Source organism: Klebsiella sp. BIGb0399, assembly GCF_003752615.1.
Taxonomy (GTDB): domain Bacteria; phylum Pseudomonadota; class Gammaproteobacteria; order Enterobacterales; family Enterobacteriaceae; genus Klebsiella; species Klebsiella lignicola.
The window spans coordinates 102,638-127,883 of sequence record NZ_RKHT01000009.1 but is presented as its reverse complement, the minus strand read 5'-3'; the positions used below and the strand labels follow the sequence as shown (position 1 = coordinate 127,883).

The 25,246-nt window shown below is 55.6% G+C and carries 19 protein-coding genes; 10 read left to right on the top strand and 9 right to left on the bottom strand.

The genetic code is table 11. The features are described from left to right. Positions 1 to 30 precede the first annotated feature (30 nt). The 4 genes from hofC to nadC form a co-directional block, all read right to left on the bottom strand. Positions 31 to 1,236: a protein transport protein HofC gene (hofC, locus tag EDF82_RS21285; RefSeq protein WP_123757485.1), complete on the bottom strand. Its 1,206-nt coding sequence runs from the start codon at positions 1,234 to 1,236 to the stop codon at positions 31 to 33. Continuing rightward, complete coding sequence (gspE, locus tag EDF82_RS21280; protein WP_123757484.1) at positions 1,226 to 2,608, bottom strand: type II secretion system protein GspE; 1,383 nt, start codon at positions 2,606 to 2,608, stop codon at positions 1,226 to 1,228. The genes hofC and gspE overlap by 11 nt, the downstream gene beginning before the upstream one ends. Positions 2,609 to 2,618: 10 nt before the next feature. Continuing rightward, positions 2,619 to 3,050: a prepilin peptidase-dependent pilin gene (gene ppdD, locus EDF82_RS21275; protein WP_123757483.1), complete on the bottom strand. Its 432-nt coding sequence runs from the start codon at positions 3,048 to 3,050 to the stop codon at positions 2,619 to 2,621. 181 nt (positions 3,051 to 3,231) lie between these two features. Then, positions 3,232 to 4,125 carry a carboxylating nicotinate-nucleotide diphosphorylase gene (nadC, locus tag EDF82_RS21270; RefSeq protein WP_123757482.1) on the bottom strand — a complete coding sequence of 298 codons (894 nt, stop codon included), beginning with the start codon at positions 4,123 to 4,125 and terminating at the stop codon, positions 3,232 to 3,234. 430 nt (positions 4,126 to 4,555) lie between these two features. Here nadC and ampD point away from each other — a divergent pair, with 430 nt between their 5' ends. Beyond that, on the top strand, positions 4,556 to 5,119 hold the full coding sequence (gene ampD, locus EDF82_RS21265; RefSeq protein WP_123757481.1) for a 1,6-anhydro-N-acetylmuramyl-L-alanine amidase AmpD: 564 nt from the start codon (positions 4,556 to 4,558) through the stop codon (positions 5,117 to 5,119). Beyond that, positions 5,116 to 5,970: a beta-lactamase regulator AmpE gene (gene ampE / locus EDF82_RS21260; protein ID WP_123757480.1), complete on the top strand. Its 855-nt coding sequence runs from the start codon at positions 5,116 to 5,118 to the stop codon at positions 5,968 to 5,970. The genes ampD and ampE overlap by 4 nt, the downstream gene beginning before the upstream one ends. A gap of 31 nt (positions 5,971 to 6,001) precedes the next feature. Here the strand turns inward: ampE and EDF82_RS21255 are convergent, their stop codons facing one another. The 3 genes from EDF82_RS21255 to aroP all read right to left on the bottom strand — a co-directional run bounded on the left by EDF82_RS21255 (position 6,002) and on the right by aroP (position 9,904). Then, a complete protein-coding gene (locus tag EDF82_RS21255; protein ID WP_123757479.1) occupies positions 6,002 to 6,952 on the bottom strand; it encodes a family 43 glycosylhydrolase in 951 nt (316 codons plus the stop codon). Beyond that, positions 6,952 to 8,358, bottom strand: coding sequence for a glycoside-pentoside-hexuronide (GPH):cation symporter (locus tag EDF82_RS21250; RefSeq protein WP_123757478.1), 1,407 nt, complete (start codon positions 8,356 to 8,358; stop codon positions 6,952 to 6,954). Before EDF82_RS21250 ends, EDF82_RS21255 begins: the two co-directional genes overlap by 1 nt. 172 nt (positions 8,359 to 8,530) lie before the next feature. Next, on the bottom strand, positions 8,531 to 9,904 hold the full coding sequence (gene aroP / locus EDF82_RS21245) for an aromatic amino acid transporter AroP (protein WP_174509151.1): 1,374 nt from the start codon (positions 9,902 to 9,904) through the stop codon (positions 8,531 to 8,533). Between the two features lie 643 nt (positions 9,905 to 10,547). Between aroP and pdhR the strand changes: the two genes are divergently transcribed. The 5 genes from pdhR to EDF82_RS21215 all read left to right on the top strand — a co-directional run bounded on the left by pdhR (position 10,548) and on the right by EDF82_RS21215 (position 18,293). Next, complete coding sequence (gene pdhR / locus EDF82_RS21240; protein ID WP_123757476.1) at positions 10,548 to 11,327, top strand: pyruvate dehydrogenase complex transcriptional repressor PdhR; 780 nt, start codon at positions 10,548 to 10,550, stop codon at positions 11,325 to 11,327. Between the two features lie 192 nt (positions 11,328 to 11,519). Continuing rightward, positions 11,520 to 14,183, top strand: coding sequence for a pyruvate dehydrogenase (acetyl-transferring), homodimeric type (gene aceE / locus EDF82_RS21235; RefSeq protein WP_123757475.1), 2,664 nt, complete (start codon positions 11,520 to 11,522; stop codon positions 14,181 to 14,183). Between the two features lie 14 nt (positions 14,184 to 14,197). Further along, positions 14,198 to 16,090 carry a pyruvate dehydrogenase complex dihydrolipoyllysine-residue acetyltransferase gene (gene aceF / locus EDF82_RS21230; RefSeq protein ID WP_123757474.1) on the top strand — a complete coding sequence of 631 codons (1,893 nt, stop codon included), beginning with the start codon at positions 14,198 to 14,200 and terminating at the stop codon, positions 16,088 to 16,090. A 332-nt stretch (positions 16,091 to 16,422) separates the two neighbouring features. Next, complete coding sequence (gene lpdA, locus EDF82_RS21220; protein ID WP_123757472.1) at positions 16,423 to 17,847, top strand: dihydrolipoyl dehydrogenase; 1,425 nt, start codon at positions 16,423 to 16,425, stop codon at positions 17,845 to 17,847. 161 nt (positions 17,848 to 18,008) lie between these two features. Further along, positions 18,009 to 18,293 (top strand): hypothetical protein, encoded by a 285-nt coding sequence (locus EDF82_RS21215; RefSeq protein WP_123757471.1) that lies wholly within the window; start codon positions 18,009 to 18,011, stop codon positions 18,291 to 18,293. A gap of 54 nt (positions 18,294 to 18,347) precedes the next feature. On the opposite strand, the gene EDF82_RS21210 is transcribed toward EDF82_RS21215, so the two are convergent. Both EDF82_RS21210 and EDF82_RS21205 read right to left on the bottom strand, forming a co-directional pair. Beyond that, the gene (locus tag EDF82_RS21210) at positions 18,348 to 19,148 is read right to left on the bottom strand and encodes a DUF2950 family protein (protein ID WP_123757702.1); all 801 of its coding nucleotides are present in this window, start codon (positions 19,146 to 19,148) and stop codon (positions 18,348 to 18,350) included. Between the two features lie 10 nt (positions 19,149 to 19,158). After that, positions 19,159 to 20,769, bottom strand: coding sequence for a DUF3300 domain-containing protein (locus EDF82_RS21205; protein ID WP_123757470.1), 1,611 nt, complete (start codon positions 20,767 to 20,769; stop codon positions 19,159 to 19,161). 356 nt (positions 20,770 to 21,125) lie between these two features. Between EDF82_RS21205 and acnB the strand changes: the two genes are divergently transcribed. The 3 genes from acnB to yacL all read left to right on the top strand — a co-directional run bounded on the left by acnB (position 21,126) and on the right by yacL (position 25,147). Further along, entirely contained in the window at positions 21,126 to 23,723 is a 2,598-nt protein-coding gene (gene acnB, locus EDF82_RS21200; RefSeq protein WP_123757469.1) for a bifunctional aconitate hydratase 2/2-methylisocitrate dehydratase, read from the top strand. Positions 23,724 to 23,911: 188 nt separating this feature from the next. After that, positions 23,912 to 24,640 (top strand): SDR family oxidoreductase, encoded by a 729-nt coding sequence (locus EDF82_RS21195; protein ID WP_123757468.1) that lies wholly within the window; start codon positions 23,912 to 23,914, stop codon positions 24,638 to 24,640. 144 nt (positions 24,641 to 24,784) lie between these two features. Beyond that, positions 24,785 to 25,147 (top strand): protein YacL, encoded by a 363-nt coding sequence (gene yacL / locus EDF82_RS21190; RefSeq protein WP_123757467.1) that lies wholly within the window; start codon positions 24,785 to 24,787, stop codon positions 25,145 to 25,147. Positions 25,148 to 25,246: the final 99 nt, after the last annotated feature.

Below are 25,246 nucleotides of genomic sequence, written 5' to 3'. Positions count from 1 at the left end.
GCCAGATGCTGGCGCGCCACGCGCCAGCATTTATCCCGCCATACCGCTAATCGCGTCACCCAGATGAAAAATGGGTAGATACATCGCCACCACCAGCACACCCACAATGACTCCGGTTATCAACAACAGCATGGGCTCCAGTAATGTCGCCAGGTTTTCAGCCTGATAATGCGTCTGTTCACTATGGTGCCGGGCGAGATTGTCCAGCATGGTATCCAGCGATCCCGATGCTTCTCCGGTGCGGATCAGCTGTAAGCACAATGAGGTAAAACCACCGCTGCGTTCGAGGGCCTGCCAGATGGGGACGCCCTGCGTAATGTGCTGGTGCACCTGCTGGATCCGCTGACGCCATAACGGGCAGGCCAGCGTATCCTCAACGCTTTCCAGACCTTGCAGAAAACTGATGCCGGCACGCTGGGTGAGGGCAAGCACGGTGAAGATCTGGCTCAGCAATTGCCCGCGGATAAGCTTTCCCACCACTGGCAGAGCATGCAGCATTTTCTGCCGCTGCAGCAGCCACTGTGGCCGACGCTGGGAGAGCCGATTGAGGGCGATGGGCAAGACGATCGGCAAAATCAGCCAGGGCCAGTGGCGGATCAGCCCTTCACTGGCGTGGATCACGAGCTGCGTCAATAACGGCAGCGGCGTATTGAAGGTTTGATAGATAGCGGCGAACTCTGGCAGAACAAAACAGAGCATCGCCATCACCACCAGCAGGGCCAGGCCCAGAATGATGATGGGATAGCGCACCGCTTTTTTCACTTTCTCTGTCAGTTGCTGCTGCTCCTGTTGCTGACGCGCCAGCTGCAGGCAGCAGAAATCGAGTTTACCGGTGAGCTCCCCGGTGCGGATCATCGCCAGGTAGAGCGGCGAGAAAGCCTGAGGCCACTTTTCCAGCGCTGCAGAGAGCGAAGTACCCTGCGCCAGCTCCCGAGCCAGGGCGTAGAGCAGCGCCTGCCACTGGGCGTTGGATTGCTGTTGCGCCAGCAGAATAAGGCCTTCTGCCAGCGGAAGCCCGGCTTGCAGCAGGGCGGCGAGCTGGCGCACAACCTGGCCGCTATAACGTGGGTGCCAGAGCGCGTTTTTGACCGCGCAGCGGCGAACCGCCAGTGGAATGATATGTTCATGGGTCAGCGTCTGACAGATGTCCAGCCGACTTTGGCTCCACTGCGTCCCCTGACAACGTTCGCCTTGCGCATCTACCCCTTGCCAGCGCCAGAGGCGGTTAGTTGTCATGAGGGATCCCCAGTACGCGGATAACCTCTTCAAGGCTGGTCAACCCTTGTTCCACCGCCTCGCAGCCGCTTTCAAACAGCGTCATCATTCCCGCTTCGCGCGCCAGAGACTCAATTTCCATGGTGTTAAGACCGCGGGCAATCGCCTGACGCAGTGCGGTGTTCACCGGCAGCAGTTCAAATAGCGCCTGGCGGCCATAGTAGCCGTGATAGCAGTGCTGGCAGCCCACGGCCCGCCAGCGAGGGAGCGGACGCGGCCACAGCGTGCGCGGAACTTCGGCACTCTGGCCGGTTTCGCATCGGCAATGCACGCACAGCTTGCGTACCAGACGTTGCGCCACGACCAGGGAGAGCGCGGAAGAGATCATCCAGCTGGCAACGCCCATTTGCTGCAGGCGGATCAGGGTTTCGCTGGTGGAGTTGGTATGCAGCGTCGACAGTACCAGGTGCCCGGTCTGCGCGGCTTTAATGGCAATTTCTGCCGTTTCGGCATCGCGAATTTCCCCGACCATCACAATGTCCGGATCCTGACGCAACAGCGCCCGCAGCACGTTCTGGAAGTTAAGTCCGGCGCGGGGGTTAATCTGCGTCTGGTTCATGCCGGCGATCGGGATCTCCAGCGGATCCTCGACGCTGCATATATTGACGGCATCCTGATTGCGGGCCTGCAGCGCGCTGTAGAGCGTCACGGTCTTACCGCTGCCGGTAGGACCGGTGACCAGCATCAGGCCCTGCGGCTGCTCCAGCGCGGAGCGAAAGATCCTGAGCTGTTCTGGAGCCAGCCCCAGGGCGTCAATGTCGAGCGCTTGTTCAACTTGATGTAACAGGCGCAGCACGATTTTCTCTCCGTGACGACAGGGCAGGGTGGCGATGCGAAACGAGACCGGGCGGCCAGCAAATACCAGCGTGAACTGACCGTCCTGCGGCAGGCGGTGCTCGGCGATATCCAGATTACCGAGCACCTTAAGCCGTGCGGTCATTGGGGCGGTTAGCTCAGGCGACAGCAATGGCAGCGGGTGCAGGACTCCATCGATGCGCAGGCGAATACGCAGGTGATTTTCCTCCGGTTCAATATGAATATCGGAGGCGCGCTGGTGTAAGGCCTGCTCAAGGATCTGATTGACCTGTTTGATAACGCCTGACGTCATATCATTGCTGGCGGGTAGCAAAGGTTGACCGGTCTTCAGCCGCTTGTTCATTTGATCCTGGCTCCAGCATTCGATATCGATGCGCTTCTGGGTGGCGAAGCGTAGGGCTTCCATGAGTTCTGGCGCCGGGTTATTGACCACCGCGATGATGATGGTGTGCTCATCGCTGCTGAGCAGCAGGGCATGATAGCGCTGGCAGAGGGTGACCAATTGTTCAGTTTTCATCGTGATGGCCTCAGTTTATGCGAAAGACATCTTCACAGGCCTGCTTAAGCGAACTGTTGCTGGCAATATTGCAAACCCGTTGCCATCCGGTGATGCCGTTGGCACTGTCCCAGCCAGGCGTCAGGGTCACGCTCAGGCCCGTGAGGCTCTCTTGCCCGTCGAGGGTGACGATGCCTTTGGCGACGCTCATGGTGGCGACGTAGCGCGTAGTGGCGGGAGACGGTATGCCCTGACTGCCCGCATCGCAGGTAGTGAGGCCGCCGTGTTCGAGGGCGCATAATTCAATGGCCGTGCGGTAGGGTACGAACGTTTGTAGCATGTCGGTCAGGGCGGCTTTACGCAGGTAATTCTGGTAAGCCGGAATACCGATGGCGCTCAAAATAGCGATGATCCCGATAACCACCATCAGTTCGATCAGGGTAAATCCGCGTTGTCTGTCCATAAGTGCTCCTTGTGTTGTCAGGAGTACAGTGACGGGCTTCGGCGATGGCGGCGAATGGCAAATAAGAGAGTGGGAAACGAGGTTCCAGGCTTTCTGGTGTTATTACACAGGTGGCGGGCAAGAAATGCTAGCGGCTTCGCAAATGATAGCCCCGATGCCGGGAGGGCACCGGGGAGATCAATCAACGAAAACGCATGGAGAGATCGAGCGCGCGCACGTGCTTGGTGAGGGCGCCGACAGAGATGTAATCCACACCGGTTTCGGCAAATTCGCGGATAGTATCGAAGGTCACGTTGCCGGAGACTTCCAGCGCGGCCTGGCCCTGGGTCCGCTGCACGGCTTCACGCATCAGGTCGGTGGTGAAGTTATCGAGCATAATGATATCCGCACCCGCTTTCAGCGCTTCATCCAGTTCATCCAGCGATTCTACTTCCACTTCGACCGGCACGTCCGGATGCAGCCAGAAGGCTTTTTCCACCGCCTGGCGTACCGAGCCGGAGGCGATGATGTGGTTTTCTTTGATCAGGAAGGCGTCGGACAACCCCAGGCGATGGTTGGCGCCGCCGCCGCACAACACGGCGTATTTCAGCGCGGTGCGCAGGCCAGGCAGGGTTTTACGCGTATCGAGCAGCTGGGTTTTGGTGCCCGCCAGCAGATCGACATAGCGGTGCACTTCGCTGGCGACGCCGGACAGCGTCTGCACGAAGTTCAGCGCGGTACGTTCCCCGGTCAGCAGAACGCGGGACGGGCCGTCCAGTTCAAACAGCGGCTGATCGGCTTTAATTATATCGCCATCCGCGACGTGCCAGGTAATGCTGACATCGTCGCCGGCCAGTTGGATGAAGACCTCTTCCACCCAGCGTTTACCGCAAAATACGCCATCTTCGCGCGTAATAATGACCGCGTGCGAGCGTGCGTCTTCCGGCAATAATTGGGCGCTAATATCGTTGTTGGCATTCACCTCGCCACCGAGGTCTTCCCGCAGAGATTGGGCGACAGCGTCCGGGATATCGAGGTTAATGCGTTCCAGCAGCGCGTCACGGCGGCGGTCGGGATTGTAGCGACGAGGCGACATGATAAAGCTCCAGATAGATAAGATTCAGCAATGGGAAACATGCTAACCTGAACCGCGTGTCGACACCATATATACCCGTCATACTTCAAGTTGCATGAGCGTTGGCAATACTCGGCCCATCCCTGGGCCTCGCCCTAACGGGCGCAGTAAACTGCGTTCAAATTCGTTCCTGACGAATTTGTCCTCGTTCACCCCAGTCACTTACTTCAGTAAGCTCCTGGGGATTCACTGCGTCGCCGCCTTCCTGCAACTCGAATTATTTAGGGTATATAGTTGGTGGTTATTGTTGCCTGGCCCGCCAGTTTTCCCCAGCGTTGACGTTGAATATGCAGGGATGTTGTGCGGCAGGGTGAACGATTTTGTGTATGATAATCAGCATCCTTTGGCCAGTGGAGGCCCGGGAGCACCAGCGAGTGAAAGGAGAGGTCACATGCAGTTGAATGGGGGATGGCTGATGGAGGCGCGTCGGGTTCCTTCGCCGCACCATGATTGCCGTCCGGATGATGAAGCCCCTTCTTTATTGGTGGTGCATAATATTAGCCTGCCGCCCGGGGAGTTTGGTGGCCCGTGGATTGACGCGCTGTTCAGTGGCACTCTCGATCCCAACGCCCATCCTTTCTTTGCCGAGATCGCGCACCTGCGCGTTTCCGCACATTGTCTGATTCGCCGTGATGGCGAAATCGTGCAGTATGTTCCTTTCGATAAGCGGGCGTGGCACGCGGGCGTCTCCCTGTATCAGGGGCGAGAACGCTGCAATGACTTTTCTATTGGTATTGAGCTGGAAGGGACAGACACGCTGGCCTATACCGATGCACAGTACCAGCAACTGGTGGCCGTGACGCGGCAGCTGATCGCGCTGTATCCGGCCATCGCCGATAATATCACCGGCCATAGCGATATTGCGCCGGTACGGAAAACGGATCCCGGCCCTGCTTTTGACTGGGCAAAATTCCGCGGTCTGCTGACCGCTTCGTCAGAAAAGGAGATGCCATGACGTTGTTTACTACGCTGTTGGTTCTCATCGCTGAACGTCTGTTTAAGCTGGGTGAACACTGGCAGCTCGATCACCGACTGGAAGTGCTGTTTCGTCGCGTGAAGCATTTTTCGTTTGCCGCTACCCTGCTGATGACGGTGGTTGCGATGGCGGCGGTGTTTATCATTCAGCGCCTGCTGCACGGAGTGCTGTTTAACGTGCCGTTGCTGATTTTCTGGATCCTGCTGGGGCTGCTGTGCATTGGCGCCGGTCGGGTACGGCTGCATTATCATGCGTATCTTAAAGCGGCATCCCGCAACGATAGCCGCGCCTGTGATGCGATGGCCAGCGAACTGACGCTGATTCACGGTGTGCCGCCCGGCTGCGATAACCGCGAATTTCTCAGCGAACTGCAAAATGCGCTGCTGTGGATCAATTACCGTTACTATCTGGCGCCGCTGTTCTGGTTTGTGGTGGGCGGCAGTTGGGGGCCTGTCACGCTGATTGGATACTGCGTGCTGCGCGCCTGGCAGACGTGGCTGGCGCGCTATCAAACGCCTCGCCATCGCCAGCAGTCGGGGATTGATGCGATTTTACACGTGGTGGACTGGCTGCCGGTGCGTCTGGTCGGGGTGGTGTATGCGTTGGTGGGACATGGGGAAAGAGCGTTGCCGGCCTGGTTCGCCTCGTTGGGCGATCGCCATTCATCGCAGTATCAGGTGTTGACTCGTCTGGCGCAGTTTTCTCTGGCCCGCGAGCCGCATGTCGATAAGGTCGAGACGCCAAAAGCCGCGGTCTCAATGGCCAAGAAAACCTCGCTGGTGGTGGTCGTCATCATGGCGCTGCTGACCATTTACGGCACCTTGATTTAACCCCTGCCCGTATCCGGACAGGGGCGGTGTTTTACTCTGTGTCCGCAGCCGGGATGCCGAAGTCAGGCATCCCGTTTTCTTGCCAGCGCACCAGCTTCAGCCGGGTATGGCGATTGGGGTCGTACAGCGGGTCGCCTTCAATTTCGGTGTAGTTCCGGGCGTGATAGACCAGCACATCTTCCCCCTCCGGGGTTTGCGTAAAGCCATTGTGACCGGGACCGTACTGACGGTTCTCATAGCTGGTACGAAATACCGGCTCCGGTGATTTATGCCAGTTTTCCGGGCGCAGCGGGTCGGCCTGAAGGTCTATCCACAGCAGCCCCATACAGTAGTTCTCATCGGTGGCGCTGGCGGAATAGCTGATAAACAGCCTGTCGCCGTGCACCAGCACCGCCGGGCCCTCATTGACCTTAAAACCGCGGCATTCCCAGTCAAATTCCGGTTTGCTCAGCATGACCGGCTCGCCTTTCAGCGTCCAGGGATTCTCCAGTTCCGCGAGATACAGGTTGGAGTTGCCGGCAATATGCGGGGCTTTCTGCGCCCACAAATACCACTGCTTACCCTGATGCTGGAAAGTAGTGGCGTCGAGGGCGAAGGTGTCGAACGGCGTGTGTACCTGACCTTTTTCTACCCACTGGCCGCTCAGCGGATCGCTGTCGGCACATTCAAGAACGAACATCCGGTGCTGGAACATCCCCAGTTCATCCAGGTCGTGGGTGTGGGTGGCAGCATAATAGATGTACCATTTGCCGTTAATTTCATGCAGCTCCGGCGCCCAGATCAGCTGGCTCATCGGGCCGTTTTCCGGTTTGCGCCAGACCACTACCGGTGTCGCCTGGCGCAGACCTTCCAGAGTGGCGGCGCGGCGGATCTCCAGCCGGTCATATTCCGGCACTGAGGCGATAAAATAGTAGTGGTCCTGGTGGCGCAGAATATACGGGTCTGCGCGCTGTTCAATAAACGGGTTGGGCCAGTTGTTCATCAAGCTTTCCTTACGTGTTCACTGGTTTTGTGATCCTGCCAGGTATTGAGTTCGCTGTAGTTGGTGCGGCGCTTTTCCAGGTCCGACTGGATTTGACGCATAAATTCGCGATTGACCTTCAGCATGCGAACCACGCCGGCGGTGATCAAATAGCCGATACCAGGGATCACGCTGAACAGCAGCACAATGCCGTTAACCGCTGAGGCGCTCTGTTCTTTGGCGCCCGCATCGTAGCCGTACCAGGAGAGCAGGAAGCCGACCATGGCTCCCGCGACCGCCAGCCCGACTTTAAGGAAGAAGAGGTTACCAGAGAAGCTGATACCGGTGATGCGTTTGCCGGTTTTCCACTCGCCGTAATCATCCACGTCGGCCATCAGCGACCAGTGCAGCGGCGATGGGATCTGATGCAGGATATTGAGCAGGAAGTAGAGCACCATAATCATCATGGTGGCATGTGGGTCGAAGAAGTAGAAGGCGCAGGAGAAGACCGCCAGCACGATATTGGTCCAGAAGAACACCTGCAGCTTGCACCAGCGGTCGGTCAGTACTTTTGCCAGCATGCTGCCGATCATCATCCCGACCACGCCGAGGCTGATAAACAGGGTCGCGAAGTGGGTGCTTTGTTGCATAACCCAGGTCACGTAGTACATGGTGGCCGCCATGCGGATGAAGCCTGGGCAGACGTTGCACAGCGTCAACAGCAGGATGCGGACCCACTGATCATTTTTCCACACGTCTTTAAGGTCTTTTTTCAGTTCATCGTTGGTCTGTACCGCCGGCTGCACGCGTTCGCGCACGGTGGCGAAGCAGAACAAGAACATGCACATCCCGATCAGCGCCAGCACGGTCATCGCCATCTGGTAGCCTTTGGCTTTATCAGCCCCGCCGAACCAGTCTGCCATTGGCAGCAGCGTCAGCGACAGCAGCAGGGTGGCAATGCCGACCATCACGAAGCGGTACGACTGACAGGCGACGCGTTCCTGCGGGTCATTGGTAATGACGCTACCCAATGAGCAGTAGGGGATGTTGATCGCCGTGTAGGTCAGGGAGAGCAGGAAATAGGTGACGAAGGCATAGATAACTTTGCTGTTATAGGTCCATTCCGGCGTGGTGAACATCAGCACGCTGAACAGCGCATAGGGGAAGGCTATCCACAGCAGCCAGGGACGGAAGCGGCCATATTTACTGCGGGTGCGGTCGGCCATGGCGCCCATAATCGGGTCCGTTACCGCATCGATCACGCGTACTGAGAGTAGCAACACACCGACCAGGGCCGGCGTCAGTCCAAAGATATCCGTGTAAAAGTAGTTAACAAACAACATGATGGCACCGAAAATGATGTTACATCCGGCATCACCCATCCCGTAGCCAATCTTTTCTCTGACTGAAAGTTTATTGCCTGCCATCTGGCGATCTCCCCATTACGATATGGAGAGAATTATTTGCTGAGTAACGAATAAATGCGTTGCAGTATTAGGTCAACGATATGGATAAATATGCTATGGAGAGGAAAGTGTGAACCAGCTAACAATGCGCTGTGCCCGTCCGTTCAGGGCGGACACAGCGTTGAGAGATGTATTATTGTGCTTTTACTGCGCTGGCGCTTTTCTGTTTAAACAGGTAGCCGACGCCCAGAATCGCAATCCAGACCGGGATCAGGTAAACGGAAATCGCCATTCCCGGGGTCATCAGCATAATCACCAGCACCGCCAGCATGAACAGCAGGCAGACCCAGTTACCCACCGGGTAGAACAGGGCCGGGAAGCGTGAAACGACGCCCTGCTGCTGTTTGGCGCGACGGAACTTCATGTGTGCCAGGCTGATCATTGCCCAGTTGATGACCAGGGCGGAGACCACCAGCGCCATCAGCAGGCCAAACGCCGACTCCGGTGCGAAGTAGTTAATCAGCACGCACAGTGCAGTCACCACCGCCGATACGATGATGGTGTTGACCGGTACGCCACGTTTATCAACGTTCATCAGTGCTTTTGGTGCGTTACCCTGTTGAGCCAGGCCAAACAGCATACGGCTGTTGCAGTAGACGCAGCTGTTGTATACCGAAAGCGCAGCGGTCAGAACAACCACGTTCAGCGCGTTGGCAACAAAGGTATCGCCCAGCTCGTGGAAGATCAGGACAAACGGGCTGGTATCTGCGGTGACGCGCGTCCACGGCAGCAGTGACAGCAGGACGGCCAGGGAACCCACATAGAAAATCAGGATGCGGTAAATGACCTGGTTTGTGGCTTTTGGAATGCTCTGCTCAGGGTTATCGGCTTCCGCGGCAGTGATGCCGACCAGCTCCAGACCACCAAACGAGAACATGATTATCGCCATCATCATCACCAGCCCGGTGAAACCATGCGGCAGGAAGCCACCTTGATCCCACAGGTTGCTCACGGTTGCCTGCGGGCCGCCGTTGCCGCTGAACAGCAGCCAGCCACCGAAGAGGATCATGGCAACAACCGCGACAACTTTAATAATGGCGAACCAGAACTCCATCTCCCCGAACACTTTCACGTTGGTCAGGTTAATCGCGTTGATGGCAACAAAGAACACCGCAGCGGAGACCCAGGTTGGGATCTCAGGCCACCAGAACTGGATGTATTTCCCAACGGCAGTCAGTTCCGCCATCGCCACCAGAACGTACAGCACCCAGTAGTTCCAGCCGGAGGCAAAGCCGGCAAACCCGCCCCAGTATTTGTACGCAAAATGGCTGAATGAACCGGCTACCGGCTCTTCGACGACCATTTCGCCTAACTGACGCATGATCAGGAAGGCGATAAAACCAGCAATTGCATAGCCCAGAATGATCCCGGGGCCTGCAGATTGAATCACCGATGCACTGCCCAGAAACAGGCCGGTGCCGATAGCACCGCCCAGGGCAATAAGCTGTATATGGCGGTTCTTCAGGCCGCGCTTAAGCCGATCGCCATGCTGTTGACCTTCCATCATGAAACCTCGTGTGTGGTTATTATGTTTATACGCGTCGTCCTTCAGGTTACTGCTGCGTTGTCTGTCCCTGCCAAATAGCATAGCTATCTATATTCAAGGGAGTTTTAGTCAGTGCAGTCCCGATGGATTTGGCTGTCATATTGTTGTGGTGTGTAATTATGAAATTCCGTTTTCGTATTGATTTCTTTACGCAAGGCGCAGCATGAAATCGCCTAAAGGCCTTTCGTATCCTGGAGAATAGTGGTAAGCGCGGGTGAATGCACCTGCTTTATGAAGGGATGATGACGAAGCGAACAAAAAGAAACCATTTGTAAATGGCGCGGCGGCAGGGGAGTTGAGTTGAATGTGATTTCATATTCACTTCATGTGAATAAAATGGCGGTTTTTTCAGAGTTGAATCGGTTCAGATAGCCTAATATTTCGTTTCATAAACGTTAATTCTACCTCGAGGTGGGTAAATACATCATTTGTGTGAAGTTACAATTCTGAAATGTTATTTCTGTAAGGTTGTTAAAATGTGCGTGGTTTCCTGATTTCAATCAAAACCTGTATGGACAGAAGGTGAATACTTTGTTACTTTAGCGCTACGAACTGCGAATTGGTAAGACCAATTGACTACGGGCTAATGGCAGAGACAGGGAATATGGCCTACAGCAAAATCCGCCAACCAAAACTATCTGATGTGATAGAGCAGCAGCTTGAGTTTTTAATCCTTGAAGGGACGCTGCGTCCCGGTGAAAAACTCCCGCCTGAACGCGAACTGGCAAAACAGTTTGACGTTTCCCGTCCCTCGCTGCGTGAGGCGATTCAACGCCTCGAAGCCAAGGGCTTGTTGCTTCGTCGCCAGGGCGGTGGAACTTTTGTTCAAAGCAGCCTGTGGCAGAGCTTCAGCGATCCGCTGGTAGAGCTACTGTCCGATCACCCTGAATCCCAATTTGATCTGCTTGAAACCCGTCACGCACTGGAAGGCATCGCGGCTTATTACGCGGCACTGCGCAGCAATGAGGCTGACCGTGAGCGTATTCGCGAACTGCACCAGGCGATTGAGCGGGCTCAGCAATCTGGCGATCTTGACGCCGAATCAGACGCCGTCGTCCAGTATCAAATTGCTGTCACCGAAGCCGCACACAATGTCGTGCTCCTCCATTTGCTACGCTGCATGGAGCCGATGCTGGCGCAAAACGTTCGTCAGAACTTTGAATTGTTGTACGCCCGCCGGGAAATGCTCCCGCAGGTCAGCAATCATCGCACTCGGATTTTCGAGGCGATAATCGCCGGGGAGCCGGAGCAGGCGCGTGAAGCGTCGCATCGTCACCTGGCGTTCATTGAAGAAATTTTGCTGGATCGTAGCCGTGAGGAGAGTCGTCGAGAACGCTCACTGCGTCGTTTACAGCAACGGAAAGATGAGAACTCCGGTTCTTAAGCGCCATTTTTAGAGCGCGGCAACTAAACGCAGAACCTGTCTTATTGCACTTTTAGTTGTTCAAAATAATTTTGGATGTATCGCGGCGGCAAGCGCAGCCAACAAAGAGACAGCCGAAAGTATGAAGAACAAAGAGCGCAATGGGACAGGTTCCAGATTAATCAACGATTAGATAGATAAGGAATAACCCCCATGTCAGAACGTTTACCAAATGACGTGGATCCGATCGAAACTCGCGACTGGCTACAGGCGATCGAATCGGTCATCCGTGAAGAAGGTGTTGAGCGCGCTCAGTATCTGATTGACCAACTCCTTTCTGAAGCCCGCAAAGGCGGGGTGAAGGTTGCTGCTGGCACATCTACAGGCAGTTACGTCAACACTATTGCCGTTGAAGATGAACCGGAATACCCGGGGAATCTGGATCTGGAACGTCGAATTCGTTCTGCGATTCGTTGGAACGCCATTATGACCGTTCTGCGCGCATCGAAAAAAGATCTCGAACTGGGCGGCCACATGGCGTCCTTCCAGTCCTCCGCGACTTTCTACGAAGTGTGCTTCAACCACTTCTTCCGTGCGCGTAACGAGCAGGACGGCGGCGACCTGGTGTACTTCCAGGGCCACATCTCTCCGGGCGTATACGCACGTGCCTTCCTTGAAGGTCGTCTGACTGAAGAGCAGATGAACAACTTCCGTCAGGAAGTTCACGGCAACGGTCTGTCCTCTTATCCGCACCCGAAACTGATGCCAGAATTCTGGCAGTTCCCGACCGTATCTATGGGTCTGGGCCCGATCGGTGCGATCTATCAGGCTAAGTTCCTGAAGTATCTGGAACACCGTGGTCTGAAAGACACCTCTAAACAAACCGTTTACGCCTTCCTGGGCGACGGTGAGATGGATGAGCCGGAATCTAAAGGCGCCATCACCATCGCGACCCGTGAAAAACTGGACAACCTGGTCTTCGTCATCAACTGCAACCTGCAGCGTCTGGACGGCCCGGTCACCGGTAACGGCAAAATCATTAACGAACTGGACGGCATCTTCAGCGGTGCTGGCTGGAACGTGATCAAGGTTATCTGGGGCGGCCGTTGGGACGAACTGCTGCGTAAAGACACCAGCGGTAAGCTGATTCAGCTGATGAACGAAACCGTTGATGGCGACTACCAGACCTTCAAATCCAAAGACGGCGCCTACGTGCGTGAGCACTTCTTCGGTAAATATCCGGAAACTGCCGCACTGGTTGCTGACTGGACTGACGAGCAGATCTGGGCCCTGAACCGTGGCGGTCACGATCCGAAGAAAGTCTTCGCTGCACTGAAAAAAGCGCAGGATACCAAAGGCAAAGCGACCGTTATCCTGGCTCATACCATTAAAGGCTATGGCATGGGCGATACCGCTGAAGGTAAAAACATCGCTCACCAGGTGAAGAAAATGAACATGGACGGCGTACGCTACGTCCGCGATCGTTTCAATGTACCGGTTGCCGATGCTGATATCGAAAAACTGCCGTACGTAACCTTCCCGGAAGGTTCTGAAGAGCACACCTACCTGCACGCTCAGCGTCAGAAACTGCACGGCTATCTGCCGAGCCGTCAGCCGAACTTCTCTGAGAAGCTCGAGATGCCGACTCTGGAAGATTTCGCACCGCTGCTGGAAGAGCAGAACAAAGAGATCTCTACAACGATCGCCTTCGTTCGTGCCCTGAACGTGATGCTGAAGAACAAATCCATCAAAGACCGCCTGGTGCCGATCATCGCCGATGAAGCGCGTACTTTCGGTATGGAAGGTCTGTTCCGTCAGATTGGTATCTACAGCCCGAACGGCCAGCAGTACACCCCGCAGGACCGTGAGCAGGTTGCTTACTACAAAGAAGACGAAAAAGGTCAGATCCTGCAGGAAGGCATCAACGAACTGGGCGCAGGCGCATCCTGGCTGGCGGCGGCAACGTCTTACAGCACCAACAACCTGCCGATGATCCCGTTCTACATCTACTACTCCATGTTCGGTTTCCAGCGTATCGGTGACCTGTGCTGGCAGGCTGGCGACCAACAGGCTCGCGGCTTCCTGGTCGGTGGTACTTCCGGTCGTACAACGCTGAACGGTGAAGGTCTGCAGCACGAAGATGGTCACAGCCATATTCAGTCTCTGACTATCCCGAACTGTATCTCTTACGATCCGTCTTACGCGTACGAAGTCGCTGTGATCATGCACGACGGTCTGGAGCGTATGTATGGTGAGAAACAAGAGAACGTTTACTACTACATCACCACGCTGAACGAAAACTACCACATGCCGGCCATGCCAGCAGGTGCCGAGGAGGGTATCCGTAAAGGTATCTACAAACTCGAAACCGTTGAAGGTAGCAAAGGTAAAGTTCAGCTGCTGGGCTCCGGTTCTATCCTGCGTCACGTTCGTGAAGCAGCACAGATCCTGGCGAAAGACTACGGTGTAGGTTCTGACGTTTACTCCGTCACCTCCTTCACTGAACTGGCGCGTGATGGCCAGGATTGCGAACGTTGGAACATGCTGCACCCGCTGGAAACCCCGCGTGTACCGTACATCGCTCAGGTGATGAACGACGCTCCGGCTGTTGCATCTACTGACTATATGAAACTGTTCGCCGAGCAGGTCCGTACTTACGTACCGGCCGATGATTACCGTGTACTGGGTACTGATGGCTTCGGTCGCTCTGACAGCCGTGAGAACCTGCGTCACCACTTCGAAGTTGATGCTTCCTATGTGGTTGTAGCGGCGCTGGGCGAACTGGCTAAACGTGGTGAAATCGATAAGAAAGTGGTTGCGGATGCCATCACTAAATTCAACATCGATGCAGAAAAAGTTAACCCGCGTCTGGCGTAAGAGGTAAAAGAATAATGGCTATCGAAATCAACGTACCGGATATCGGGGCAGATGAAGTTGAAATCACCGAAATCCTGGTCAAAGTTGGCGACAAAGTTGAAGCTGAACAGTCGCTGATCACCGTAGAAGGCGACAAAGCCTCTATGGAAGTCCCGTCTCCGCAGGCTGGCGTCGTGAAAGAGATCAAAGTCTCTGTCGGCGACAAAACCGAGACCGGTAAACTGATTATGATTTTCGATTCCGCCGAGGGTGCAGCAGCTGCTGCACCTGCGCAGGAAGAGAAGAAAGAAGCGGCACCGGCAGCAGCACCTGCTGCGGCAGCGGCGAAAGACGTTCATGTACCTGATATCGGCGGCGACGAAGTTGAAGTCACCGAGATCATGGTTAAAGTTGGCGACACCGTTGCGGCTGAACAGTCCCTGATTACCGTAGAAGGCGACAAAGCTTCTATGGAAGTCCCGGCTCCGTTCGCGGGTGTGGTGAAAGAGATCAAAATCAACACTGGCGACAAAGTGTCTACCGGTTCCCTGATCATGGTCTTCGAAGTGGCGGGTGCTGCACCTGCTGCGGCGCCAGCACAGGCAGCTGCTCCGGCAGCGGCGGCGGCACCAGCAGCCAGCGGCGCGAAAGACGTCAACGTACCGGACATCGGTGGCGACGAAGTTGAAGTCACTGAAGTGATGGTGAAAGTGGGCGATAAAGTTGCTGCTGAGCAGTCACTGATCACCGTAGAAGGCGACAAAGCCTCTATGGAAGTCCCGGCACCGTTCGCGGGTACCGTGAAAGAAATTAAAATCAGCACCGGCGACAAAGTCTCCACCGGTTCTCTGATCATGGTCTTCGAAGTGGAAGGCGCTGCGCCTGCTGCGGCTCCGGCTGCTGCTGCACCAGCTCCTGCGGCTGCCGCACCGGCACCGGCTGCTAAAGCCGCGGCTCCGGCAGCGAAAGCGGAAGGCAAATCTGAGTTCGCTGAAAACGACGCTTACGTTCATGCGACTCCGCTGATTCGCCGCCTGGCGCGCGAATTCGGTGTGAACCTGGCGAAAGTGAAAGGTTCCGGTCGTAAAGGCCGTATCCTGCGCGAAGACGTTCAGGCTTACGTGAAAGACGCGGTTAAACGCGCAGAAGCCGCTCCGGCTGCAGCCGCCGCTGGCGGTGGTATCCCGGGCATGCTGCCGTGGCCGAAAGTTGACTTCAGCAAGTTTGGTGAAGTTGAAGAAGTGGAACTGGGCCGTATCCAGAAAATCTCTGGTGCTAACCTGAGCCGTAACTGGGTGATGATCCCGCACGTTACCCACTTCGACAAAACCGACATTACCGATCTGGAAGCGTTCCGTAAGCAGCAGAATGCTGAAGCTGAGAAACGTAAACTGGATGTGAAATTCACGCCGGTAGTGTTCATCATGAAAGCCGTAGCCGCTGCGCTTGAGCAGATGCCGCGCTTCAACAGCTCTCTGTCCGAAGATGCACAGCGTCTGACGCTGAAGAAATACATCAACATTGGTGTTGCGGTTGATACGCCGAATGGTCTGGTTGTTCCGGTCTTTAAAGACGTGAACAAGAAGAGCATTACCGAGCTGTCTCGTGAACTGACGGTGATTTCTAAGAAAGCGCGTGACGGTAAGCTGACCGCTGGCGAAATGCAGGGCGGTTGCTTCACCATCTCCAGCATCGGTGGCCTGGGTACAACCCACTTTGCGCCGATTGTTAACGCGCCGGAAGTGGCTATCCTCGGTGTTTCCAAGTCCGCGATGGAGCCAGTGTGGAACGGTAAAGAGTTTGTGCCGCGTCTGATGATGCCTATCTCTCTGTCCTTCGACCACCGCGTGATCGATGGTGCTGATGGTGCGCGCTTTATCACTATCATCAACAATACGTTGAGTGATATTCGCCGCCTGGTGATGTAAGCGAAAAGCCGGCCTGACGGCCGGCTTTTTTCTGGTAATCTGGTCACTGTTTCGGGGTTACCAGCAACAAAGGACAAAATCGTTTGCCGTTTGTTGTTTCAAAATTGTTAACAATTTTGTAAAATGCAGGCGGATAGAACGACCCGGTGGACATGGGCGTAATTTACACAAAATAATTCGAGTTGCGTCAAGGCGGCAAGGGAGTGAATCCCTGGAGCGTACAAGCGGTACGTAACCGGGGTGAGCGAGCGCAGCCAACGCAGAGGCGGCTTGAAGGATGAAGTGTATAACAATAGCGTCAGACCCGCCGGATATAAACTACAGAGGTCATGATGAGTACTGAAATTAAAACTCAGGTCGTGGTACTTGGGGCAGGTCCTGCAGGTTATTCTGCTGCCTTCCGTTGCGCTGATTTAGGTCTGGAGACCGTCATCGTAGAACGTTACAGCACCCTCGGCGGTGTCTGCCTGAACGTCGGCTGTATCCCTTCTAAAGCACTGCTGCACGTTGCGAAAGTTATCGAAGAAGCGAAAGCGCTGGCCGAACACGGCATTGTTTTCGGTGAGCCGAAAACTGACATCGACAAGATCCGCACCTGGAAAGAAAAAGTGATCACTCAGCTGACCGGTGGTCTGGCTGGCATGGCTAAAGGCCGTAAAGTGAAAGTGGTCAACGGTCTGGGTAAATTCACCGGGGCTAACACCCTGGAAGTGGAAGGCGAGAACGGTAAAACCGTAATCAACTTCGACAACGCCATCATCGCGGCGGGTTCCCGTCCGATCGAACTGCCGTTCATTCCGCATGAAGATCCGCGCGTGTGGGACTCCACCGATGCGCTGGAGCTGAAAAGCGTACCAAAACGTCTGCTGGTCATGGGTGGCGGTATCATCGGTCTGGAAATGGGTACTGTGTACCATGCGCTGGGTTCAGAGATTGACGTGGTTGAAATGTTCGACCAGGTTATTCCGGCTGCCGACAAAGACGTCGTGAAAGTCTTCACCAAACGCATCAGCAAGAAATTCAACCTGATGCTGGAAACCAAAGTGACTGCCGTAGAAGCGAAAGAAGACGGCATCTATGTTTCTATGGAAGGCAAAAAAGCGCCGGCAGAAGCACAGCGTTATGACGCCGTGCTGGTGGCTATCGGTCGCGTACCGAACGGCAAAAACCTCGATGCAGGTAAAGCGGGCGTTGAAGTTGACGAGCGCGGCTTTATCCGTGTTGACAAGCAGCTGCGTACCAACGTGCCGCACATCTTCGCTATCGGCGATATCGTGGGTCAGCCGATGCTGGCGCACAAAGGTGTTCACGAAGGTCACGTTGCCGCTGAAGTTATCTCCGGCCTGAAGCACTACTTCGACCCGAAAGTGATCCCGTCAATCGCCTACACTGAGCCAGAAGTTGCCTGGGTTGGCCTGACCGAGAAAGAAGCGAAAGAAAAAGGCATCAGCTACGAAACTGCCACCTTCCCGTGGGCAGCCTCTGGCCGTGCTATCGCTTCTGATTGCGCAGACGGTATGACCAAACTGATCTTCGACAAAGAGTCCCACCGTGTTATCGGCGGCGCGATTGTCGGCACCAACGGCGGCGAGCTGCTGGGTGAAATCGGTCTGGCTATCGAAATGGGCTGTGACGCTGAAGACATCGCCCTGACTATCCACGCGCACCCGACTCTGCACGAGTCCGTAGGCCTGGCGGCGGAAGTCTTCGAAGGTAGCATCACCGACCTGCCGAACGCGAAAGCGAAGAAGAAGTAAGTTTTCTTTTCGCAGCAGGACATAAGCGGCTCTGAGAGCCGCTTTTTTTATGCCTGATGTTTAGAACTGTGTCTGCGTAAACAAATCGGCACATCTTATAAATACTTTGAAAATAATTACTCGCTAAACTTATAGGTAGTTAATTATTAGTGAGGTGTGTAATGAAACTCTTTTTAACCACGACGCTGTTAGCCGCTACGCTGGCTTCGGGTATCGCCGGTGCTGCTGACCTTTCCATTCCCTGGGCTGCCAACAGCGGCGGGACCGAAAGCAACCATATTGCCGCGATGGGGCAGAATCTGAATGTACAGCATCAGCTGATCAGCAAAACCTCAGAAGGGGTATGGGCGGCGAACTCTGGCAGCATTCATCAGGATGAAGCGGCATTGAGCAGCACGAAGCCGGCATTTAACGGCTATCCGCAGCTGATGCCGCATCAGGGCTAAACCGCGTTCAGACTCTCAGGATGCCCGGCGGCAGATGACTGCGCCGGGCATTTTTTATTGCGTGATAGCCTGCCATTTGGCATCCGGCGCAAAACGGGTGATGGCCTGGGCTAAGGTTGCCGTTTCCTCCCCAAGATTGGCCTGATATACGCGATCGTCCTGATCAACCATAAAGCTCATCACACCCGTTTCCCCCCACTCGACGGGCCATGCCAGCAGGGCCGCGGCCTGATCGTCGCTGCCGTGAATAATACGGAAATGATAACCATGGTAGCCTTCACCTGGCTCGGCGGGGCTAAAGGCCGGGCCTAGCGGGCTGGGGGCTTCCCCCGGAGCTGCAGGCCAGTACAGGCCATCTTTTTTGCCATCGCTGCTGATAATTTTCTGCGCCCAACGGTGGTTTAGCTGGTAGTAATCCTGCTGGGCATCGACGTAGGCATGCATCGCCTGGATAGCCGACAGTTCGTTACGGCCAATGGCCCGGGTGAGTATTTCATCCTGCGCGGCGGCGATGTCGAAATGCCAGCCTTCGTTGTTTTTCACCATTGGGATCGGCAAACGCCACGCTTCACGGCCAACATCCAGCCAGGCGGTATCGCTTTGCTGAACGATCTGGTGACTTATCTTCCAGTCGCGCTGAAAGCGGGCCACCGCATCAGGATCGATACCATCCGGTGGTAAAAACTGCTGCCAGTTATCGCCGAGCAGTTCACTGAAGGCCGCAGGGTTATTGTCATTGATTGCCTGAGCCAGGGCGTTCGCCGCCAGCTCCGGGGTGGAAAACTGCTGCTGGGCCGCGGCCATCATGGGTGACAATGCCAGCGCCAGCAGAGCCATCTTTAACTGTTTTTTCATCTGCATATCCTCAGCGACGACGTTCATGATGTTCAGCCCGATTCTCCCGAACGGCGCTGCGTTGCGGCCGGTTCTGGTTCGAGGCGATGCGGCTTTGCTGCCCGCGAGCATGTTGTGATTGCCAGGATGGCGACCGGCTCTCGTTGCCGCTTAACGCGTTGGACCGCAGGTTGCTTGCCTTTTGCTGACGTTGCTCCGGTGTGGCTGATTTGACTTGCGCACGACGCTGTTGCTGGTGCTCAGTAGGATGCTGAAGCTGGGTTTTAGCGGCTTCCCGACGCTGTTGCTGCTGCCCGCTACTCTGGCGGTTTTTGATCGCCGCCGTTTGCGTCTTATCGTAGCCGCGATAGTTGTTACGCTGTGTCACCTGGTTGAGCTGCGTTGCGGCGGCTTTGCGCTGGGCATCACGCGACGTATTGTTGGCGATACGGCCATTAGCAACGCTCCCGTTATGCTGCTGGAGCTGCGTTTTTGCCGCCTGACGCTGGGCATCACGATCGCCCGCTACGTGCTGGGTGGCACTCAATCCGCCGGCCACATTGGTCTGATGGAAGCGCTGGGCGACATTGTTGTTCGGGTAAGGAATATTGCCGCGATATGCCGGGTTATGCTGCCAGTTAGTCCGGTCGCCCGTTAGATGTTCGCCGGTGATGCGGTTGAAATTATTGACATTAATATTGATGTTATCGCCATTATGCGAATAACCGCCGTGGTCATAGCCATGACCGTGGTAGTCGTCGTCATCATCCCAGTCGATGCTGCTGAACAGCGCCCAGGTCGTGGCGACGCCGAGGCTATAGCCGAGGCCATTCACAAAACTGTTGGTAAACTGCTCCCCTGGAGGCGGCGGCAAATAGACCGGCGGATAGGCGGTGTTGGGCCAGGTTCCGTATACCGTTGAGGGGTTATAGGTAGGGACATACACCACGTTGGGGTCGGTGGATTCGATTTTAATGACCTGAGTCGGCGCGGGTGCAGCGCTGGTGCTTGTGGCGGTCGTCGATGTCGACGTGGCGGTTGCCGCAGGGGCCGGTACGGCGGTGGTGGTGACTTTTTGCTGCGGCGAAGATTTCAGGGTGCCGGTCTGCTGCGCGATATTACGTAACCGCTGCACCGAATCCATCACATCATGCGGCTGAGCTAAAAACGCATTGCCGAGGTTCTCGACCCACGGCGGGTTTTCGCCCATCAACGCCAGCAGTGCCGGGAAAGCGACAAGCGATTTTACGCTCGGATCCCAGGGTTGACTGGCCACTGCCTGTACCGCAGCGTCGCCCTGCATTGAGGGATTATCCTGAGACCACTGTACGGCCTGCATCACGTTGCTGGGGTAGGTCGATGCCATCAGCACCTGTGACAGCAGATTGTCAGGGTAGAGGGCGACAGGGGCCACCCACTGATCAATCTGCGCCTGAGTATAGGCGGTGGTCACTGGCGGAGCGGCCGTTGGCGCCGGCGGCTGAGGTGTGGCCGGGGTGGCAGCAGGAGCGGGCTGAGTCGTTGCAGGCGCTTCGGTAATGGTTTGTGGTGCGCGACTTTTGACATACAGGGTGCCAGAGGCGGCTAAAATCCCTGCACTACAGATCAGTGCAATCACGTGGGGTTTAAAAGGTCGTATCATGTTAGCTCCCGGCACAAAAATTTGGCCTGTCTCCACTGAGTATCGCCGAAAATAGCGCTCCTGCCGGAGTATAAGCCGCTCTATTTTTGATTTTTGATGTTTGTTGGGTTTTTGGTCAGCTAACTTGCACAGAATTAAATTTATATACCGGGAAATGAGGGGAAAGCCTGTAAAATCCTGCCCTTAACGATTCAGCTAAATTTTAATGTTGCTTTTTTGTAAACAGATTAACACCTCGCCAAAATCCTGCTATGCTGCCGACGCGGTATCGGGCATTTACCCTACAAACTGCTGTCTCACAGGAGCGTGAAGAGAATCGCCTACCGCATTTTACAATGAGAGCGAGGAGAACCGTCGTGCTAGAAGAATACCGTAAGCACGTAGCTGAGCGTGCAGCCGTTGGGATTGTTGCAAAACCCTTAGATGCTACCCAAATGGCCGCGCTGGTAGAACTGCTGAAAAACCCGCCTGCGGGTGAAGAAGAATTCCTGTTAGACCTGTTAATCAACCGTGTACCACCGGGCGTCGACGAAGCCGCCTATGTTAAAGCCGGATTCCTTGCCGCGATCGCCAAAGGCGAAGCGACCTCCCCACTGGTCACTCCTGAAAAAGCCGTTGAACTGCTGGGCACCATGCAGGGCGGTTACAACATTCACCCGCTGATTGATGCACTGGACGATGCCGCACTGGCACCGATTGCTGCAAAAGCGCTCACCCATACGTTGCTGATGTTTGATAACTTCTACGATGTAGAAGAGAAGGCAAAAGCCGGTAATGAGCACGCGAAGCAGGTGATGCAAGCCTGGGCCGACGCCGAGTGGTTCCTGAGCCGTCCGAAGCTGGCTGAAAAAATTACCGTTACCGTTTTCAAGGTGACCGGTGAAACCAACACCGATGACCTCTCGCCGGCGCCAGATGCCTGGTCTCGTCCGGATATCCCGCTGCACGCCCTGGCGATGCTGAAAAACGCCCGTGAAGGTATCGAGCCGGATCAGCCGGGTTCAGTTGGCCCGATTAAGCAAATTGAAGCGCTTCAGCAGAAAGGTTTCCCGCTGGCCTACGTCGGTGACGTCGTCGGTACTGGTTCTTCCCGTAAATCCGCGACCAACTCGGTGCTGTGGTTTATGGGTGACGATATCCCGAACGTGCCTAACAAGCGCGGCGGCGGCCTGGTGCTGGGCGGTAAAATCGCGCCGATCTTCTTCAACACCATGGAAGATGCTGGCGCACTGCCGATTGAAGTCGACGTCAATGACCTGAACATGGGCGACGTTATCGACGTTTACCCGTTCAAAGGCGAAGTCCGCAACCACGACACCGATGCGCTGCTGGCGACCTTTGAGCTGAAAACTGACGTGCTGATCGACGAAGTCCGCGCCGGTGGCCGTATTCCGCTGATTATCGGCCGTGGCCTGACGACTCGTGCACGTGAAGCCCTGGGTCTGCCGCACAGCGATGTCTTCCGTCATGCGAAAGATGTTGCTGAAAGCAGCCGTGGTTACTCGCTGGCCCAGAAAATGGTCGGTCGCGCATGCGGCGTTGCCGGTATTCGCCCTGGCGCATACTGCGAGCCGAAGATGACCTCCGTTGGTTCTCAGGACACCACCGGTCCGATGACCCGTGACGAACTGAAAGACCTGGCGTGCCTTGGCTTCTCTGCCGATCTGGTGATGCAGTCCTTCTGCCACACCGCAGCCTATCCGAAGCCGGTTGACGTGACCACGCACCACACGCTGCCAGACTTCATCATGAACCGTGGCGGTGTTTCTCTGCGTCCGGGCGATGGGGTTATTCACTCCTGGCTGAACCGTATGCTGCTGCCGGATACCGTTGGTACCGGTGGTGACTCTCATACCCGTTTCCCGATTGGTATCTCCTTCCCGGCGGGTTCTGGCCTGGTGGCGTTTGCCGCGGCGACCGGCGTGATGCCGCTGGATATGCCGGAATCGGTACTGGTGCGCTTTAAAGGCAAGATGCAGCCGGGGATCACCCTGCGCGATCTGGTCCATGCGATCCCGCTGTATGCGATTAAGCAGGGCCTGCTGACCGTTGAGAAGAAAGGTAAGAAAAACATCTTCTCTGGCCGCATTCTGGAAATCGAAGGTCTGCCGGATCTGAAAGTTGAGCAGGCGTTTGAGCTGACCGATGCTTCCGCAGAACGTTCTGCAGCAGGCTGTACCATCAAGCTGAACCAGGAGCCGATCGTTGAGTACCTGAACTCCAACATCGTGCTGCTGAAGTGGATGATTGCCGGTGGTTATGGCGACCGTCGTACGCTGGAACGTCGTATCCAGGGCATGGAAAAATGGCTGGCGGATCCGCAACTGATGGAAGCGGATGCCGATGCTGAATATGCTGCGGTGATCGAAATCGATCTGGCTGATATCAAAGAGCCGATCCTTTGTGCACCGAACGATCCTGACGATGCTCGTCTGCTGTCCGACGTGCAGGGTGAAAAAATCGATGAAGTGTTTATCGGTTCCTGCATGACCAACATCGGTCACTTCCGCGCGGCAGGTAAACTGCTTGATAGCCATAAAGGCCAGCTGCCAACCCGTCTGTGGGTGGCTCCGCCAACCCGTATGGATGCGGCGCAGCTGACTGAAGAAGGTTACTACAGCGTGTTTGGTAAGAGCGGTGCGCGTATCGAAATCCCTGGCTGTTCCCTGTGTATGGGTAACCAGGCGCGTGTTGCTGATGGCGCGACGGTGGTATCCACCTCAACCCGTAACTTCCCGAACCGTTTAGGTACCGGCGCTAACGTCTATCTGGCTTCTGCTGAGCTGGCGGCGGTCGCTTCTCTGCTCGGCAAGCTGCCGACGCCGGAAGAGTATCAGACCTTCGTCGCCCAGGTGGATAAGACCGCGGCGGATACCTATCGTTATCTGAACTTCAACCAGTTGGAAGAGTACACCGAGAAAGCTGACGGCGTGATTTTCCAGACGGCGGTATAAGCGAATCTTGCTTGCTCAAAGCCACTCTTCGGGGTGGCTTTTTTGTTGCTGCGTTACCTGTTGCGTTAAGCGCATCAAATGTCTATTACTGCCGCCAGGCGATTCCTTAACCTCTCCTGTATCACGCCGTGTCAGAACATCTCAATGTATCGACAGGTCCTGAATTCCCAGACAGGAAGGAGAGAGATATGGTTTCGTTACAACATCAGACAGTGGCTATTATCGGCGGCAGCTCGGGGATCGGTTTTCGAGTTGCGCAGCTTGCGGCGGAGGCCGGGGCTAATCTGATCGTGATTGGGCGTCATGCCGGACGTCTTGCCGAGGCGAAAATGAGTCTGACCTCGGCGGGAGCGACGGTTGAGACGTATGCCGTGGATGCGCACGATCATCAGGCGCTGGAGGCATTGTTTGCCGCGTTGCCAAACATCGATCACCTCATTTCGATGGTTGGCGATGTGATGGGCGGTGGTTTTCTGTCTGCATCACTGTCCACAATTCGCCATGTCATGGAGTCGAAGTTCTTCACCAATGTGAAAATTGGCCAGCTGGCGGCGGAGAAACTGAATACCGGCGGCAGCCTGATCTTCACTTCCGGCACCGGCGGGCGTGCCCAGGATGCCTGTGCCAGCTACGTCGGCAACTTTGGCATTAATGCGCTGGTTGAGGGGCTGGCGGTAGAGCTGGCTCCGCGCGCGCGGGTTAACGCCGTCTCGCCGACCTGGACCATCACGCCGTTCTGGCGCGATATGCCTGCCGAACAGCTGGAAGCAACCCGGCTGCGTTTTGCCGGGACGATCCCGTTGGGACGTACCGCGACCATTGATGAGCTGGCCGGCGCCTATCTGTTCTTACTGCAAAATACCTTTATCACCGGCCAGCATCTGGCGATCGATGGTGGAATCATGCTCGGCAGTTGATGATAAGACGACCGCTTAACAGACTGCGGCGTTTTTATTTGCTGTAGCCCAGTCTGCTCCACTTTTTTTCTGCCCTGGTACTGCGATAATTACCCTATGGGTACAATGTAGCGGTGACGCATTGCCCTTGCAGAGGAAGAGACTATGGATTACGAATTTCTGCGCGATATTACCGGAGTGGTAAAGGTGCGAATGTCGATGGGCCACGAGGTCGTTGGGCACTGGTTTAATGAGGAAGTGAAAGAAAACCTGGCCCTGCTGGACGAAGTGGAACAGGCAGCGCACACCGTAAAAGGCAGCGAGCGCTCCTGGCAGCGTGCCGGTCATGAATACACGTTATGGCTGGATGGCGAAGAGGTGATGATCCGCGCCAATCAGCTGGATATTGCGGGCGATGAGATCGAAGAAGGGATGAGCTATTACGACGAAGAAAGCTTCTCCCTGTGCGGCGTCGAGGATTTTCTTCAGGTGGTGACGGCGTACCGCGAGTTTATCGGCAAAGCCTAACCGCCCTTCATGTGTTCACGCCGGGAGCCTGTCTCCCGGTTTTTTTTGCAATTGATGATTATTTGATTTTTTATAATCATATTAAATCTGTGATCGCGG